Annotated in this window: 12 protein-coding genes; 10 read left to right on the plus strand and 2 right to left on the minus strand. The window is 53.8% G+C overall.

Features of this window, described 5'->3' with window-relative positions:
* The first annotated feature begins 63 nt into the window (after positions 1-63).
* From IAE55_RS17295 to IAE55_RS17310, 4 genes are all read left to right on the plus strand, one after another.
* Positions 64-1011 carry a radical SAM/SPASM domain-containing protein gene (locus tag IAE55_RS17295; protein ID WP_200633335.1) on the plus strand — a complete coding sequence of 316 codons (948 nt, stop codon included), beginning with the start codon at positions 64-66 and terminating at the stop codon, positions 1009-1011.
* Positions 1008-1457 (plus strand): OsmC family protein, encoded by a 450-nt coding sequence (locus IAE55_RS17300; protein ID WP_105443491.1) that lies wholly within the window; start codon positions 1008-1010, stop codon positions 1455-1457. Before IAE55_RS17295 ends, IAE55_RS17300 begins: the two co-directional genes overlap by 4 nt.
* A 318-nt stretch (positions 1458-1775) precedes the next feature.
* Positions 1776-3233 carry a MocR-like pyridoxine biosynthesis transcription factor PdxR gene (gene pdxR / locus IAE55_RS17305; protein WP_200633336.1) on the plus strand — a complete coding sequence of 486 codons (1458 nt, stop codon included), beginning with the start codon at positions 1776-1778 and terminating at the stop codon, positions 3231-3233.
* Positions 3227-4153, plus strand: coding sequence for a D-alanine--D-alanine ligase (locus tag IAE55_RS17310; protein WP_145156884.1), 927 nt, complete (start codon positions 3227-3229; stop codon positions 4151-4153). Before pdxR ends, IAE55_RS17310 begins: the two co-directional genes overlap by 7 nt.
* Before the next feature lie 151 nt (positions 4154-4304).
* Here the strand turns inward: IAE55_RS17310 and IAE55_RS17315 are convergent, their stop codons facing one another.
* Together IAE55_RS17315 and IAE55_RS17320 are read right to left on the minus strand one after the other, a co-directional pair.
* Complete coding sequence (locus tag IAE55_RS17315) at positions 4305-5231, minus strand: aldo/keto reductase (RefSeq protein WP_200633337.1); 927 nt, start codon at positions 5229-5231, stop codon at positions 4305-4307.
* Between the two features lie 266 nt (positions 5232-5497).
* On the minus strand, positions 5498-7609 hold the full coding sequence (locus IAE55_RS17320) for an acyltransferase family protein (protein ID WP_200633338.1): 2112 nt from the start codon (positions 7607-7609) through the stop codon (positions 5498-5500).
* A gap of 268 nt (positions 7610-7877) precedes the next feature.
* Between IAE55_RS17320 and IAE55_RS17325 the strand changes: the two genes are divergently transcribed.
* The 6 genes from IAE55_RS17325 (at position 7878) to IAE55_RS17350 (ending at position 14950) form a co-directional block, all read left to right on the plus strand.
* Positions 7878-8768 carry a GNAT family N-acetyltransferase gene (locus tag IAE55_RS17325; RefSeq protein WP_200633339.1) on the plus strand — a complete coding sequence of 297 codons (891 nt, stop codon included), beginning with the start codon at positions 7878-7880 and terminating at the stop codon, positions 8766-8768.
* 298 nt (positions 8769-9066) lie between these two features.
* On the plus strand, positions 9067-10470 hold the full coding sequence (locus IAE55_RS17330) for an NAD-dependent malic enzyme (protein ID WP_076167619.1): 1404 nt from the start codon (positions 9067-9069) through the stop codon (positions 10468-10470).
* A gap of 261 nt (positions 10471-10731) precedes the next feature.
* A complete protein-coding gene (locus IAE55_RS17335; protein ID WP_200633340.1) occupies positions 10732-11751 on the plus strand; it encodes a glycosidase in 1020 nt (339 codons plus the stop codon).
* A gap of 52 nt (positions 11752-11803) precedes the next feature.
* Positions 11804-13108: an extracellular solute-binding protein gene (locus IAE55_RS17340; protein ID WP_200633341.1), complete on the plus strand. Its 1305-nt coding sequence runs from the start codon at positions 11804-11806 to the stop codon at positions 13106-13108.
* A gap of 118 nt (positions 13109-13226) precedes the next feature.
* Positions 13227-14102 (plus strand): carbohydrate ABC transporter permease, encoded by an 876-nt coding sequence (locus IAE55_RS17345; RefSeq protein WP_145156891.1) that lies wholly within the window; start codon positions 13227-13229, stop codon positions 14100-14102.
* Positions 14103-14119: 17 nt separating this feature from the next.
* Complete coding sequence (locus tag IAE55_RS17350; protein ID WP_076167609.1) at positions 14120-14950, plus strand: carbohydrate ABC transporter permease; 831 nt, start codon at positions 14120-14122, stop codon at positions 14948-14950.
* The last annotated feature ends 11 nt before the right edge of the window (positions 14951-14961 follow it).

Below are 14961 nucleotides of genomic sequence, written 5' to 3' on the forward strand. Positions count from 1 at the left end.
AAGGATGTTCTAATATAATAGGTTGAGAAGGTAACTTTTAAGGATCAGACTGGAGCTTCCATCATGAAAAAATTCAAAAAGTTTTACGTCGAACTGACGAGCAAATGCAATCTGGCCTGTACGTTTTGTCCGCCGACGCACCGGGCGACCAATTATATTACGACAGAGCAATTTACGCATGTTCTGGATGAGATCAAACCCCACACGGAATATATTTATTTTCACGTCAAAGGCGAACCGCTGCTTCATCCGCATATCGATCAGCTGCTGGATATCGCCCATGAGAAGGGTTTTAAAGTGAACATCACGTCCAACGGCACGCTGCTGCATAAGGCAGGACGGAAGCTGCTCAACAAGCCGGCGCTGCGGCAGATGAATTTTTCCCTGCACAGCTTTGACGGGCATGTCGGTTCCCAGGACAAGAACGGCTATATCTCCAAAGTGCTCTCCTTTGTCAAAGAGGCGGTGTCCCAATCGGGCATGATCGTATCGCTGCGGCTGTGGAATCTCGACCCGGACAACACAACGAACTTGGAGCGGAGCCGCAATCGGGAAATGCTGGAGTACATTGAGAAGGAGTTTAACCTGGATTACAAAATCGAGGAAAAAATCGTTCCCGGCAAAGGCATCAAAATTGCGGACCGGATCTACATCAATATGGACCATGAATTTAAATGGCCGGACCTGACTGAGGAGGAGGATCTCAGCCGGGGCTTCTGCCATGGGCTTCGCAATCAGGCGGGCGTCCTGGTGGATGGAACGGTGATCCCCTGCTGCCTTGACGGGGAAGGTGTCATTAATCTCGGCAACATCCACAAGACCCCATTTTCTGAAATTATTGAAAGCGAGCGGGCAAACCGGATCGTCGACGGTTTTTCCCGGCGCGAGGTCGTAGAGGAGCTGTGCAGAAAATGCGGCTACCGCCAGCGCTTTAACTATAAAGCGAACGGCATCGCTTCTGACGAACCGCAGCCTGCCCGCTCTGAATTACAGGAGGCGACTGGACTGTGAAGCATTCATTTGTGTTAAAGGCCGGCTGGAACGGCGGACGGAACAGCGATGGACAGATCGAAGCAGGCAATCTCCGTACGCAAATTTCCATCCCGAAAGAGATGGGAGGCCCGGGCGTCGGGACGAATCCCGACGAAATGCTGCTCGGCGCCGCCGCTACCTGCTACTTAATCACACTGGCGGCCATGATGGAGCGTTCGCATCTTCCGGTTCAAGAGCTTTCGCTGGAGTCCGAAGGCATCGTGGACGTGACGGACAACATTTTTACGTATGTCAGCATTACGCACAAGCCGCATATCGTGCTGGCCCGTGATGCAACAGCCAAAGACGTGGAGACGGCGGACAGGCTGGCGCATAAAGCGGAAGGCTCCTGCATGATTTCTCGGGCGGTATCCGGGAATGTGGCCCTCGTGACCGAGCCGAAGATCGAAACCGTTACGGAATAGCGGCTCGTTACAGCCTTGGTGAGAGGCGAGCGCCAAACCGCTGAATGTATGAACAGACCGCTTGGGCAGGCTGCCCGGCGGTCTTTCTGTTTGCTTGGACAAACTCAGGAAAGCGCCCAGATCACAAATGAATGAAGGCGGGTGAGTCGGCCTCCGGCTTTCGGGCATCCTGAGAAGGAGGACAGCCGAAGCGGTTCGGCGAGAGCCGGTATCATGGTCTATGGACAAACTAAACCACGCCGGGCCGGAAAACGCCGTCCGGTGGATCTTTTATCAGGCAGCGGTTTGTGTGAAGATAGGTACGGGGGGAATAACGTCATGTTTACGGATTTTAAAATTACAGAAGGCCGGCCGCTTACGGTGCAGGTCAAAGAATACTTGAAGCAGTGGATCACCAAGGGCAAGGGAAGGGTGGACCAGAAGCTGCCGTCGACGCGGGAGCTCAGCACGATGCTGAATATCAGCCGCAACACGCTGGTGGCGGTGTACACCGAGCTCGAGGAGGAAGGGTACATTTATACCGTCCGCTCCAAAGGAACTTTCGTCTCCAAAGTGGGCATCGCTTCGGTACCTTCCTGGCATGTGGATTGGCAGCAGCGTTTGAGCACGGTGGCACAAGCGGCCACGGATCTGGATTTGATGAAGCGCGACCTGCGCGGGGAGAAGGGGATGATTAACTTCGCGAGCATCGCCCCCGACGAGAAGCTCTTCGACCTGGCCAACGTGAAGCGCGCTTTTCTGGACCGGATGGCGATCGAAGGGGAGATTTTGCTCAACTACGGCTACGCCAAAGGATACAAACCGTTGATCGAGTATTTGACGGGTTATATGGAAACGAAAGGCGTCGACATGGACGGTAAAGATATTCTGATCACCAACGGGTTCACGGAAGCTTATGATATCATCCTGTCCTCGCTGAACGTGAAAGAAAAGCACATCTTGTGCGAAAACCCGACTCATCATACAGCCATCAAAATTTCGAAGCTTCAAGGATATGACATCACCGGGATCGGCATGGAGCAGGACGGGATCGATATCGGCGAGATGGAGAGGGCGCTGACCGAAAACTCCTTCGGTCTGGCGTTCCTCACCCCGTCGTATCACAATCCAACCGGGATCGTAATGTCGGCCGAGAAGCGGGTCGAAGTGCTGCGCCTGCTGGCAAAGCACCAGATTCCATTGATCGAGGACGGTTTCAATGAGGAGCTGCGATATTCGGGCTCGCACATGGCTCCTCTGGCGGCCTTCGGCGGGGATGGAAACAGCGTCATTTACCTCGGGAGCTTTTCCAAAATATTGTTCCCGGGCATCCGCATCGGCTGGATCGCGGCGGACAGGGAGCTGATCGATGCGCTGGTCAGCGTCAAGCGGGCGAGAAACATTCACACCTCCACGCTGGATCAGGCGGTGCTGTATCAATATTTTCATAACGGCAATTTTGAAAAGTATTTAAAGCGGGCGAAATCTGAATATAAGCATAAGCACGAGCTGGCGGTAGAGTGCTGCCGCAAGTATATACCGCACAAAAGGTTAACCGGAACCGGCGGGCTCCATCTGTTCCTGGAGCTGCAGGACGGCATCCGCTCAAGGGATATTCTGCGGGATTGTTACGAACAAGGCGTGGTGTTTACCGCAGGAGATGTGTTCTATACGGACGATCAGGGCGAGGGAACGCTGCGGATCGGTTTTTCACGGGTGAGCGATGAAGACCTTGTGCACGGCATTCAGGTGATCGGAAAGGCGGTCCAAAGACGAATGGAGGAGAACGGATGTTAAGAGTAGGCGTAATTATGGGCGGAGATTCCTCCGAACGGGAGGTGTCGCTGATGACGGGCAGGGAGATCATTTCGCATTTGGATCCCGCCAAATACGAAGTCCGGCCAATCGAAATTACGAGGAAACGGGATTTGCCGCAGCAGCTGGCCGGTATAGACATGGCCGTGATCGCCCTGCACGGCAAATATGGGGAAGACGGAACGATCCAGGGTACGCTCGAGACGCTCGGTGTTCCATACACCGGCAGCGGCGTTTTGGCGAGCAGCCTGTGCATGGACAAAAATACGGCAAAGAAGCTGCTCCGTTACGAGGGTGTAGAGACACCCGACTGGACGCTGCTGACGAGTCCGGATGAGCTGGAGAACGTGCTCGCCTCGGAACCGCTCTATCCGCTTGTCGTCAAGCCGAACAGCGGCGGTTCCAGCGTCGGCGTTACGCTGGCGCGGGATGAGCAGAGCTTGCGGGAAGCGGTGGAGCGCGCTTTCCACTGGGACGATGAAGTGATCCTCGAGCAGTACATTGAAGGTGAGGAAATCACGTGCAGCCTGCTGAACGGCGAGTACCTTCCGGTTCTGGCGATCAAGCCGAACGGGGAGTTTTTCGATTACACTTCCAAATACGAGGAAGGGGAGTGCGAAGAAGTCGTCGCGAGCCTGGATCCGGATACCGCCGAACGGGTCCGCCGGGCCGCCGAGCTCAGCTGCCGCGTGCTCAAATGCAGCGTATACGCGAGGGTGGATGTCATGCTCCACCAGGGCATTCCTTACGTGATGGAGGTCAACACGCTGCCTGGTATGACCCGGACAAGTCTGCTGCCCAAGAGCGCGCAGGCCGCTGGGCTGTCCTTCTCTGCCCTGCTGGACCGGATCATCGAGGGTTCATTGGCTGAACGGCGGCGGGAATACGGGCTCGTTGTGTAATCGGTGGGTGACAGCAAAGGAGCTGCTTTTAGGGCGGATCGCCCTGAAAGCAGCTCCTTTTGTTGAAGAGATCAAAAAATATAAACATCCGAAGCCAGATAAGCCGCGTCTTTCTCGCAGTACCGACTCATCCGCCGACGGTCCCCGCGGATTATTTAAAGATACCGCTGATCTCTTCGACTTCAGCATCCGTTAATTGAACGTCCAGCGTCTTCAGGTTTTCCTTCACCTGCTCCGGTTTTTTCGCTCCCGGAATCAATGCGTCAATGGCCGGCTGTTTCAGGTACCAGGCCAGCACCACATGGGCCACTTCGACGTTCTTTTGCGAAGCGATCGGCCGCAGTCGATCCACCTTGTCCAGGTTCCGGGCGAAAGCTTCGCCTTGAAAGCGCGGATTGTTCGCGCGGAAATCGCTGAACGTGGTGTCCTTCGTATATTTGCCGCCAAGCAGGCCGGAAGCCAACGGGAAATAAGGGACAAATGAGATGCCGTTCGCTTCGCAGTATGGAAGCAGCTCCTTTTCCGCGTCCCGGGCAAAAAGGTTGTATTCCGATTGGAGCACATCCACATAGCCGTTCACGTTTGCCTCTTTCAGCTGGTCGATGCTGAAATTCGATACGCCGATGGCCCGGATTTTGCCCTGTTCCTTCAGCCTCTGCAGCGCTCCGACGGCTTCAGCCTTCGGCGTCTGCTCGTCGGGAAAATGGATGTAGAACAGGTCGATGTAATCCGTCAGCAGGCGTCTTAGACTGTCTTCGACCGACTGCTGCAAAAAGGCGGGCGAATTGTCCATCACGACTTTGCCATCCACAAACTTGTGCGCGCCTTTGGTCGCGAGGACGGCTTTCGCTCTGCCTTTCTCCTTCAGCACCTCGCCGATCAGCTCTTCGGAGCGGCCGGGACCGTAGATGAACGCGGTATCCAGGAAATTCACCCCGAGGTCGAGGGCAGTCCGGACCACGTCCCTGCCTGTCTCTTCATTCAGATTCGGATACAGATTATGCCCGCCGACAGCGTTGGCTCCAAGCCCAATCGGATTAATGTGCAGATCGCTTTTGCCTAAACGAATCGTAGCCATGGTGATCTCTCCTTCTCTACATTCATTGATGGTAATCCTTAATTATCATATCAAATTGCGAACTGTTTATACAATATGTACAGTTAAGCGAGGGACGTGAGAGAGACGGCTCCACTGAAAATGAATCGAAAAAAACCGGGCACGGATAATTTCCGTGCCCGGCTATGCGGCAGTGCCTGCCGAACCACTAAAAGTAACAGTCATGTATGAGTTCCAACACGTGTATATCTCAAAGGCTCTTAACACAAATGTTTTTATGAGCCCGGTCATTTCTTGGTTCCGACGGCATTCGTGATCAGCGATGCCAGCAGTTTGGCTCCATCCTTCTTGAGATGGACCCCGTCGGGTGTAAAGAAGGACTTTCCGCTGCTCGCTTCGTACCAATCGAGCAGCGTCGCATTGTCATGGGCATCGGCTGCCTTCCGGAGCGCCGTATTGACCGTGCTTTCCCAGTTTCTCGGCACCCGGGTGTTCACGAGCACGACCTGCCGGACGTCCTTCAGCGAGTCGAGAAGCCTGGAAAGCTGCTTGGAGTTGAAGGCGCCGTTGGTTCCGAGCTCGATCACCACGTAGTTGCCGAGCTTGCCTTCCGCCCGGAGCCGCTCCACGATGTCAGGCGCTTCCGACATTTGCCGGCCGATCTCGGCATCGACGATGATGCCGGGAAGGTACTGCTGCAAATATGGAGCGGCGTCCAGCAGGATGGAATCGCCGATGGCGCTCACCGCCAGATTCCGCTTGACCGGTGGAGGGGCGTTCGTTCCCGCTGCGCCGGCCCCTTGCCCGGACGCCTTGCCCGAACTCCCTCCAGGCTCGTCGGCTTTGGCGGGAGGCGTGCCGGCCACGCCTACGGGATCCGCGGACGATGTTGCTTTGCCGCCGGCGGAAGGCGGGTCTTCGGCCTGGCCTGTAGTGCCCGAAGCTGCATCATTCGCAGCCTGCTGGCCCTGGGCTGCAGGAGGCGTTTGCGCCTCGGCTGGACTGCCGGCGGAGGTCTTCGCCGGGCCGGCGTCGTGATGATCGCCGCCTTTTGCGGTTTGCTGGCCGGAAGCATCGGCATCCGCATTTCCTGTGCCGTCCCCGGCAGCGGAAACCTCCTGTGACACCGGGCTGGAGCCGTCAGCTCCGGAAGCGGCCGGGCCGAGCGCCTGGACGGTGGATGCCACCGCCGGTGTCCGGGCGATGCCTGTGCAGGAGATAATGACCAGCAGCAGTAAGGTAGCCCCGGTAATCCAGCCCTTCAGCGGAATCTGATCTACGCCCAGTTTGCCGGAGCGCAGCTTCTTCCACCCTTTTCCCAATAACCCTTTGCGGATCGGTTCTTCGATCAATGTATACGACAGCGCAGCCAGCGTAATGCTGGCAGCCACCTGAAATACGGCTTTCAGGACGCTCACGTCTCCGGCTCCGTTTGTTGTGGATAAAATGATTACTGGATAATGCCATATGTATATGCCGTAGGAGCGAACGCCGAGCCATCGCAGCGGCTTGCAGCCAATCCATCGGCCGATCCGGCTTGCCGGGTGGGCGAGCACGGCCACGGCGGCGGCTGCGGCCAGCGACAGGAGGACCAAGCCGCCGGGATACAGGAATGCGTCGTATTCGTTGGTGGTCCAGATCATGACCAGAATCGCTGCTAAGCTGAGTATGCCGATGCCATCCAGCAATCGCCTGGAGGACCGGTCGATCCGGGGAGACAGCTTGCGGCTGGGCCAAATAATGCTGAGCGCGGCACCGATCAGGAGCGAAAACGCCCGTGTATCCGTCCCATAATAAACCCGGCTGGGATCCGTCCCCGGATCGTAGATGACCAGCATCGCCAGGGCGGACACCGCCGCGGCTGAGAGCATGAACAGAAACATTTTTCCCCGCCGCGGGGCGAGCTTCAGACCGATCAGCATAAGCAGCGGCCACAGCACGTAAAACTGCTCCTCAACCGATAACGACCACAGATGTCCGAGCGGCGAGACGGGCCCGAATTTTTCAAAGTACGAAACCTGGTGGTAGATCAGATACCAATTGTTGACATAAAAGAGTGACGAGATCGCGTCGCCCTTTAAAACCGGCATCGTAGACGGCCGCGCCAATGTCACCCAGGCGGTCACGGCAGCGAGCATGACGATCATGGCGGGAAGCAGCCTCCGGCACCGTCTGATCCAAAACTGCTTCAGATCCAGTGTTCCGCTCCTTCGCCACTCGGCGGTAAGAAGATCGGTGATCAAATATCCGGACAGGACGAAAAATATGCTGACGCCAAGCAGTCCCCCCGGCGCCCAGCCGACGTTCAGGTGGTATAAAATGACAGCGAAAACAGCCAGGGTCCGGAGTCCGTCCAGTCCCGGCATATATCTTTTTTCATTCGGCGAGAGATGAATCATAGCGGCGTACCCGACTTTCCAGGCAGGTGAGCGGCGCTGTTGTCAACGGTTATGTATAAGCTTCTCGGGATGTATGTGCGCATTCTTTAGCTGCCTCCAGACATTGATGATCGGTGAAACATAAGTTTACCATGTCATACTTTATCATAGGGCACCGGAGGGAAAGTTACAAAATGATTGCGTTCATTTCACATTTTATTCATTATGTATATAGATTGAACTAAAGCTTTGATGAACTTCCGTTAGATCTGCTGAAAGTGGGGAATGAATGAAAATGAATGTAATCATGAGAAGGATGAGTGAATTTTCGCCTGCCGAGCTTACGGACCTTTGGAACGAAGGGTTTAAGGGGTATTCGGTCCCCATCACGATGAGCATGGACATGCTCCTCAAGAGAAGTGCAGATCAAGGATTGTCGCTTGCCCAGTCGATCGTCGGCTGTGTGGGCGGTATTCCCGTCGGTTTTGTCATGAACGGTCTGCGGAATAACGGCGGCGTGAAGACAGCATGGAACGGGGGAACGGGGATCATCCCGGCGTATCGGGGCAAAGGCATCGGCAAGCTGCTGATCAAGGCCAGCCTTGAGCTGTACAAAGCGGAGGGTGCGGATGTCGCCCTGCTCGAAGCGCTGAGCGATAACAAGCCGGCGATATCGCTGTACGAGCGGATGGGATATGAGGTCATTGACGATCTTTTCTTCTATGAATGCAAAAGCCTGAAAGATGAAGCGCTGACGAGCGGCGGTTCCGGGAAGTACGAATTCCGCAGGGGCATTCCGCAGGATATCCAAAGGCTGCACGTGCCGGTCAGTAACCAGCCTTGGCAGACGCAATGGGAGAGCGTTGTGAACGGAGAATCGCTGATCGCGTTCGATCCGGAAGACCAGCCTGCCGGTTACGCATTGTATAAAAGGGGCTTCGATGATCAGGGGACGCATAGTTCCACGTCGCTGTTTCAATGCAAGGTTCTGGGCGGGCAAAGCGAAGACGCTTTGGCGCTAATGAAGGGCCTCCTAAGCGAAGTGTTTGGGCCGTCCAGCCTTGGACTGACCCTGCGTACCGTCAATATTCCCGGGTCCGAAACGATGCTGACGGGTGTGCTGAAGGAAACCGGTTTTGGCATATCGGTCAGCCAGGTACATATGAAACGCGGCGTGTAACGGCTCAAGCGTTTATAAACTATACACTGGCGGAAGCTGCCGGTGGGAACGCTGAGTTACTCCCGATCCTCATGGATACGACTGACGCTTGTGCAGTTTCGCGGTTATTGTTAAGATATGTTGCGGGCGGTTTCGATCCGAAAAGTCAAAACCGGACGAGCTTTTGGCCTGAATATGGATCAGCTTATGATAGAATTGCAATCGGTTACAAAGCCGGGTCGTCAGATTTCGGACAAATGACAAATGGCTATAACAGCACGGGTGACTATTTTTAAACCTTGAATCAGGAGGATGCATCATGGCGAATACGAGTATTATTCTTAGGGTTGAGCTGGATCACGGGAAGGTAACTTTTGGAGATGTCGCAGCCGCGATCAGTAAATCGGGAGGGGACATCACCTCCATCGACGTCATCCGCCCCGGGAAGGATTCTTCTGTGCGGGATATTACGGTTGAGGTGGCCGACACGCAGGAGGACCGCGTCGTTGAATCGCTGAAGCGGCATGACGGCATCAAGCTGATCAACGTGTCCGACCGGACCTTTCTCGTTCACTTGGGCGGCAAAATCAAGGTTCAGCCGACGCTGCCGATCAAAAACCGGGACGACTTGTCGCGTGTGTATACGCCGGGCGTGGCCAAGGTGTGCACTGCGATCCACGAAGACCAGGATAAGGCTTATTCGCTCACGATTAAACGCAATACGGTAGCGGTCATTACCGACGGTACAGCCGTTCTCGGACTTGGGGATATCGGTCCGCATGCGGCGGCTCCCGTGATGGAAGGCAAGGCGATGCTGTTCAAGCAGCTTGCCGGCGTCGATGCGTTTCCGATCTGCCTGGACACAACGGACACGGAGGAAATTATCCGGACGATCAAGGCGATCAGCCCGATTTTCGGCGGCATCAACCTGGAGGACATCAGCTCTCCGCGCTGCTTCGAAATCGAGACGCGGCTGGCCCAGGAGCTGGATATGCCGATATTCCATGATGACCAGCATGGTACGGCCGTGGTCGTCATCGCTGGTCTCTTGAACGCCCTGAAGGTGGTCAACAAACGGATGGAGAATATCCGGGTCGTCGTGAACGGCATCGGTGCGGCGGGCGTATCCATTTGTAAAATGCTCCTCAGCGCCGGCGTAACGAAGCTGGTTCCGGTTGACCGGGAAGGCGCAATCGTCAGGGGAGGTACATACAGCCATCCGATGTGGCAGTGGCTGGCAGACCAGCCACAGGTAGAAGCCAACGAAGGCTCGCTTAAAGAGGTTATCAAAGGGGCCGACGTATTCATCGGCGTATCGCGCGGCAATCTGCTGAACGGGGAGGATATCCGCAGCATGGGGCCGGATCCGATCGTCTTTGCGATGGCGAATCCAGAGCCGGAGGTGTCGCCGGAAGAGGCGATTCCGCATTCCCGGGTCTACGCGACCGGGCGCAGCGATTATCCGAACCAGATCAACAACGTGCTCGTCTTTCCAGGCCTGTTCCGCGGAGCGCTTGACTGCCGGGCCCGCTGCATCAACGAACCGATGAAGCTGGCGGCGGCGCGGGCGATCGCTTCGGTCGTCTCGGGCGGGGAGCTGAACGAGCTGTACATCATCCCGAGTATTTTTAACGAGCAGGTGGTGATCGAAATCCGCAAAGCGGTGGTCCAGGCGGCGATCCTGACCGGGGTGGCGCGCAGAATTCCGAAGGACTTCAGATAAAACGCGGAGTTTCCCGGATTAGAGCAGCTGACTTGTTCTCGTGCATACAACAATAGCAAAACCGTCCCTTGTAAAGCGATGTCACCCGGACATCGAAGCAAGGGGCGGTTTTTGTTTGCTCTTCGTGATTTATAACTGACATAAGTAAAACGATCTGCATTATTCGGATGTTTTCGAAAGTTTATGGGATATTTTGTGTTTTGGCCGGGAGCTATAATAACCGTGACGAGAAAATAAAGGGCTTACAAGGAGGCTTTCCCCATGAAGATCACAAGACATCCGGAAAATCCGATCGTCGTTCCGGGCATATATAATTGGAGAAAAGTAACCGTATTCAATCCGGCGGTAATTATGGATAACGGCAAATTCTACATGATAGAACGGACGGCGGAATCACTGACTCCGTGCAAAAACGTGCTGGGGCTTCTCGAAAGTGAGGACGGCGTCCATTTCACCCATGTCAAGGATGAACCGATTATCACACCGGACATGCTCGGTTTTCCTTACGGAAGTGTTCAGGACCCGCGGATTGTCAAGATTGAGGGCACGTACTATTTGAATTACGCGTTGCGCCCATGCGCGATGAGCTACTATCCGACCGGTTCGGGTGTACCTGAGCGTTCCATACCTTCTTATCCGGACGGGTGGGGCGAAGAAGAGGGACACTGGCTAACCCGTTCCTCTATACTCAAGTCGGACAATCTCTTGGACTGGGAGTTTGTATCGGACACGACGCCGCTGGATATCAATGATCGCGACAATATTCTGTTCCCCGAAAAAATAAACGGGAAATACTACCTTCTTCGGCGTCCTGAAGAATATGTCGGGGAAGCTTACGGTACAGAGAAAGCCGCGATGTGGATCACAAGCTCGGAGGACCTTATCCACTGGGACGAGCCTGTGCTCCTCGCCAAAGCCGAAAATCCGGATTGGGAATCTAAAAAAATCGGCGGTTCCACCCCTCCGGTACGTACGGATCACGGCTGGCTGGTCCTTTACCATGGGGTGGACGAGGACACGGTGTACCGCGTTGGAGCGATGCTTCTGGATTTGGAACAACCGGAGAAAGTCATCGCCCGGACGAAAAATTATATTATGGAGCCGGAAACTTATTACGAGAAATTTGGCTATCAAATACCGAATGTCATTTTCCCGACGGGCAACGTGGTAAAAGACGGACTTCTCTATATTTATTACGGCGTGACGGATACGGCGATTGCGCTGGCTACCGTTCCGCTGGATGACCTGGTGCAGCATATTTTGAGCGAATCTTTGGTATAGGACAGCTCCGGTATTCGAGAATACTACTTTATATGAAAAGAAGGGGAAAGGTATGAAAAAATCACAGAATCGATTGAAATGGCTGATGACAGGATTGGTTGCCGTCATGATGGTGATTACTGCCGCATGCGGCAATAATCAGGCGGACGGAGGAGCAGATGCCAAGAACGGGAAAGTGACGCTGACCATGATGCATCCTTGGACATCGCCAAACGTGGACAATGATGTGTATAAGAAACGAATCGAAGAGTTCGAAAAACAGCATCCCGATATCATCATTAAGCAGGACGGCGTGCCTTCTGCCCAATACAAGACCAAGCTGCGTACCCTCGCTGCAGGCAACAATTTGGCCGACATCGACGTGTTATGGCCGGGAGCGGATCTGGCCCCGCTTGTAGACGGTAAACTGCTTGCACCAATTAATGACATGATGGACCAGTGGAACAGCATTCTTCCAGAAAGCGCGCTGGCCGGCTTTAAAGTCGGCGACGAGCAATACGCCATCCCTACCAAGCAGACATTCGTGGATATTATCTACTATAACAAAGAGATGTTGGCCAAAGTGGGCTACGACCAATTCCCGGATACCTATGAGAAATTCATCGATGCGGTGAAAAAGCTGAAAGACGCGGGAATGACGCCGATTTCTTTAGGAAATAAAGAGCAGTGGCCGCTGCAATCCTCCTACCTGTCCATCATTGGTGACCGGTTTACGGGCAGCGACTTCTTGACGAAAGTGATGAACAAGGAAGCCAAATTTACCGACCCGGATTTCGTCAAGGCGATCTCCGTCATTGATGAGCTCAGCAAACTGAAAGCGTTTAATACCGACGCTAACAATATGGATACGGTGCAGGCCCAGGATTACTTTATCCAGGGAAAAGCGGCAATGCATATTTCCTCTTCGACCGTTGACGGCCGCATTCGTATCCAAAACGATGAAGGGGACAAGTTCGGAATCGCGCTGTTCCCGAAAGTGGATGGCGGAAAAGGTGATCCTGCCAAGAGCGCCGGAGTCGTACAATACGGCATCGGGATTAAGAGCGGACTGGACGAGAAAAAGCAGCAGGCTGCCGAGGAGTTTCTGAAGTTTTTTGTGAACGAGGATTTGTATAAACAACTGATTAGCAGCGGGGTCGTTGTTCCTGCAAAGGTGGACATTCCCGCAGATGCAAGCAAGTATTTGAAAGAAATGATGGAACTCACCAGTAAGGGAACCGCTCCGGTATTCGATAGCGTGATTCCGACACAGGTGGTTGACGTCATGCAAAACGGCCTGCAGGCGCTAACTGTTGGCCATGGGACTCCGGAGCAGGTAGCCAAGGATGTTCAGGAAGCTTTCGATAACATGAAATAGAATGGCACTGCGAGCCTGTTCGTGTCTGAAATGAAAAACGTGAAGGAAACCTGGGCTACCGGGTTTTCTTCCTTTTATCAGATCACATGAGTGGGTTGAAGAAAAGGAGGGACCACATATGCACACCTTAAAAGGGACGAAGCTAGCCATCTTTCTTGGCTTGTTTCCTGCGCTTCTCATCTACTTGGGAATCGCCATCGTTCCGATCGGACTGTCGCTGTACTACTCGCTAATGGATTGGAACGGCATCGGCTCCATGAGCTTTGTCGGCTTGGATAACTACTTGGATATTTTGAAGGACGACATTTTTTGGCTGTCGGTCAAAAACAATCTCATCATTATGGTAACAGGGCTGGCAGGCCAGATCCCGCTCGGGCTTGTGCTCGCCCTTTTGCTTAACCGCAAGATGAAAGGATCCGGATTCTTCCGGACAATAGGTTTCATGCCCGTCGTCATTTCTTCGGTCATGGTGTCCATGATCTGGGGTATGGTGTACAACACGGAATATGGAATGCTGAACAATGTACTCGGTTTATTCGGCGCAGAGAGCTGGAAGCAGAATTGGCTGGGCGATTCCAAATGGTCTATGCTGTCCATCAGCATCGCCTACATTTGGCAAAACTGCGGACTCTATATGGTTATCTTTCTGGCTGCATTGCAGAACATTCCGGACGAGGTTAACGAAGCGGCCGCACTGGACGGGGCGACCGGTCTAAAGCGTACGCTGCGCATAACGATTCCGATGATCCGCGGGACGATTATGGTGGGCGTTGTATACAGCATAAGCAACTCTTTCCGTGTATTTGATCTTATTCAGATCATGACCGGAGGCGGTCCTGCCCATCAGACCGAGGTCATGACGATTTACATGTACAATAGCGCCTTTATGAATATGCGCTACGGATATGGGAGTGCCGTTTCGATACTGATTCTACTGTTCAGTTTGATTGTCATAAGTCTGTTAAACCGACTCGGAAGAGAAAAGAACGCTTAGAGGAAGGAGGTTATCCCTTGGTCAGAAAGTCCAAACTGTTCCATATAATTGCATACACTTTTTTGAGCCTGTTCGCTATTATAAATATAGTTCCGTTATTTTGGATGGTCGTCAATTCGTTTAAGGAAGAGCAGGAATATTCCAGAAGTCCGTTTTCGCTCCCGTCGCATTTACAGTTTTCCAACTATGCCGGTGCCTGGAAAGTTGCCAATATGAACACGTACTTTTTGAACAGCATCATCATTACCTTCGTGTCGTTGGCCGTCACGGTACTGCTCGGTTCGCTCGCCGCCTATTTTTTGTCGCGGTTTACGTTTAAGCTGCGGGGTACCGTGTATGGGTTGTTTCTGTTAGGCATGCTGGTGCCTATTCACGCGACACTCATTCCGATCTTCCTGATCATGCAAAAGGTACATTTGCTGGATACGCGGTTAGCATTGATTCTGCCCTATACGGCGTTCCATCTTTCCTTGACCGTGTTTATCCTGGAAGGCTTCATGCGGGGATTTCCGAAGGATCTGGAAGAATCGGGGGTCATGGACGGTGCAGGAATTTATCGTATTTTCTGGTCGATCCTTCTTCCGATCACAAGACCAGCCCTGGCTACGGTCGTGATACTAAATTTCATTTATAACTGGAATGAATATTTGTTCGCCCTTGTACTCATTACCTCGGGTTCCCTAAAGACGCTGCCTCTGGGCCTTTCTAACTTTGCCGGCATCGAAACGGCCAGTATGACACTGCAGATGGCCGCGCTTACGATTGCCCTGATCCCGATTATTATCTTCTATCTGCTGCTGCAGAAGCAGCTGGTAAGCGGTATGACGGCAGGGGCGGTCAAAGGGTGATGCGCAGGGCA

It is taken from the genome of Paenibacillus sp. S28, assembly GCF_016624415.1.
In the GTDB taxonomy this organism is placed as follows: domain Bacteria; phylum Bacillota; class Bacilli; order Paenibacillales; family Paenibacillaceae; genus Paenibacillus_AQ; species Paenibacillus_AQ favisporus.

What these genes read in the sequence shown, in the direction of transcription:
- IAE55_RS17295 (WP_200633335.1), top strand. Translation starts at nt 64, where the DNA reads ATGAAAAAATTCAAAAAGTTTTACGTCGAACTGACGAGCAAATGCAAT.
- pdxR (WP_200633336.1), top strand. Translation starts at nt 1,776, where the DNA reads ATGTTTACGGATTTTAAAATTACAGAAGGCCGGCCGCTTACGGTGCAG.
- IAE55_RS17310 (WP_145156884.1), top strand. Translation starts at nt 3,227, where the DNA reads ATGTTAAGAGTAGGCGTAATTATGGGCGGAGATTCCTCCGAACGGGAG.
- IAE55_RS17315 (WP_200633337.1), bottom strand. Translation starts at nt 5,231, where the DNA reads ATGGCTACGATTCGTTTAGGCAAAAGCGATCTGCACATTAATCCGATT.
- IAE55_RS17320 (WP_200633338.1), bottom strand. Translation starts at nt 7,609, where the DNA reads ATGATTCATCTCTCGCCGAATGAAAAAAGATATATGCCGGGACTGGAC.
- IAE55_RS17325 (WP_200633339.1), top strand. Translation starts at nt 7,878, where the DNA reads ATGAAAATGAATGTAATCATGAGAAGGATGAGTGAATTTTCGCCTGCC.
- IAE55_RS17330 (WP_076167619.1), top strand. Translation starts at nt 9,067, where the DNA reads ATGGCGAATACGAGTATTATTCTTAGGGTTGAGCTGGATCACGGGAAG.
- IAE55_RS17335 (WP_200633340.1), top strand. Translation starts at nt 10,732, where the DNA reads ATGAAGATCACAAGACATCCGGAAAATCCGATCGTCGTTCCGGGCATA.
- IAE55_RS17340 (WP_200633341.1), top strand. Translation starts at nt 11,804, where the DNA reads ATGAAAAAATCACAGAATCGATTGAAATGGCTGATGACAGGATTGGTT.
- IAE55_RS17345 (WP_145156891.1), top strand. Translation starts at nt 13,227, where the DNA reads ATGCACACCTTAAAAGGGACGAAGCTAGCCATCTTTCTTGGCTTGTTT.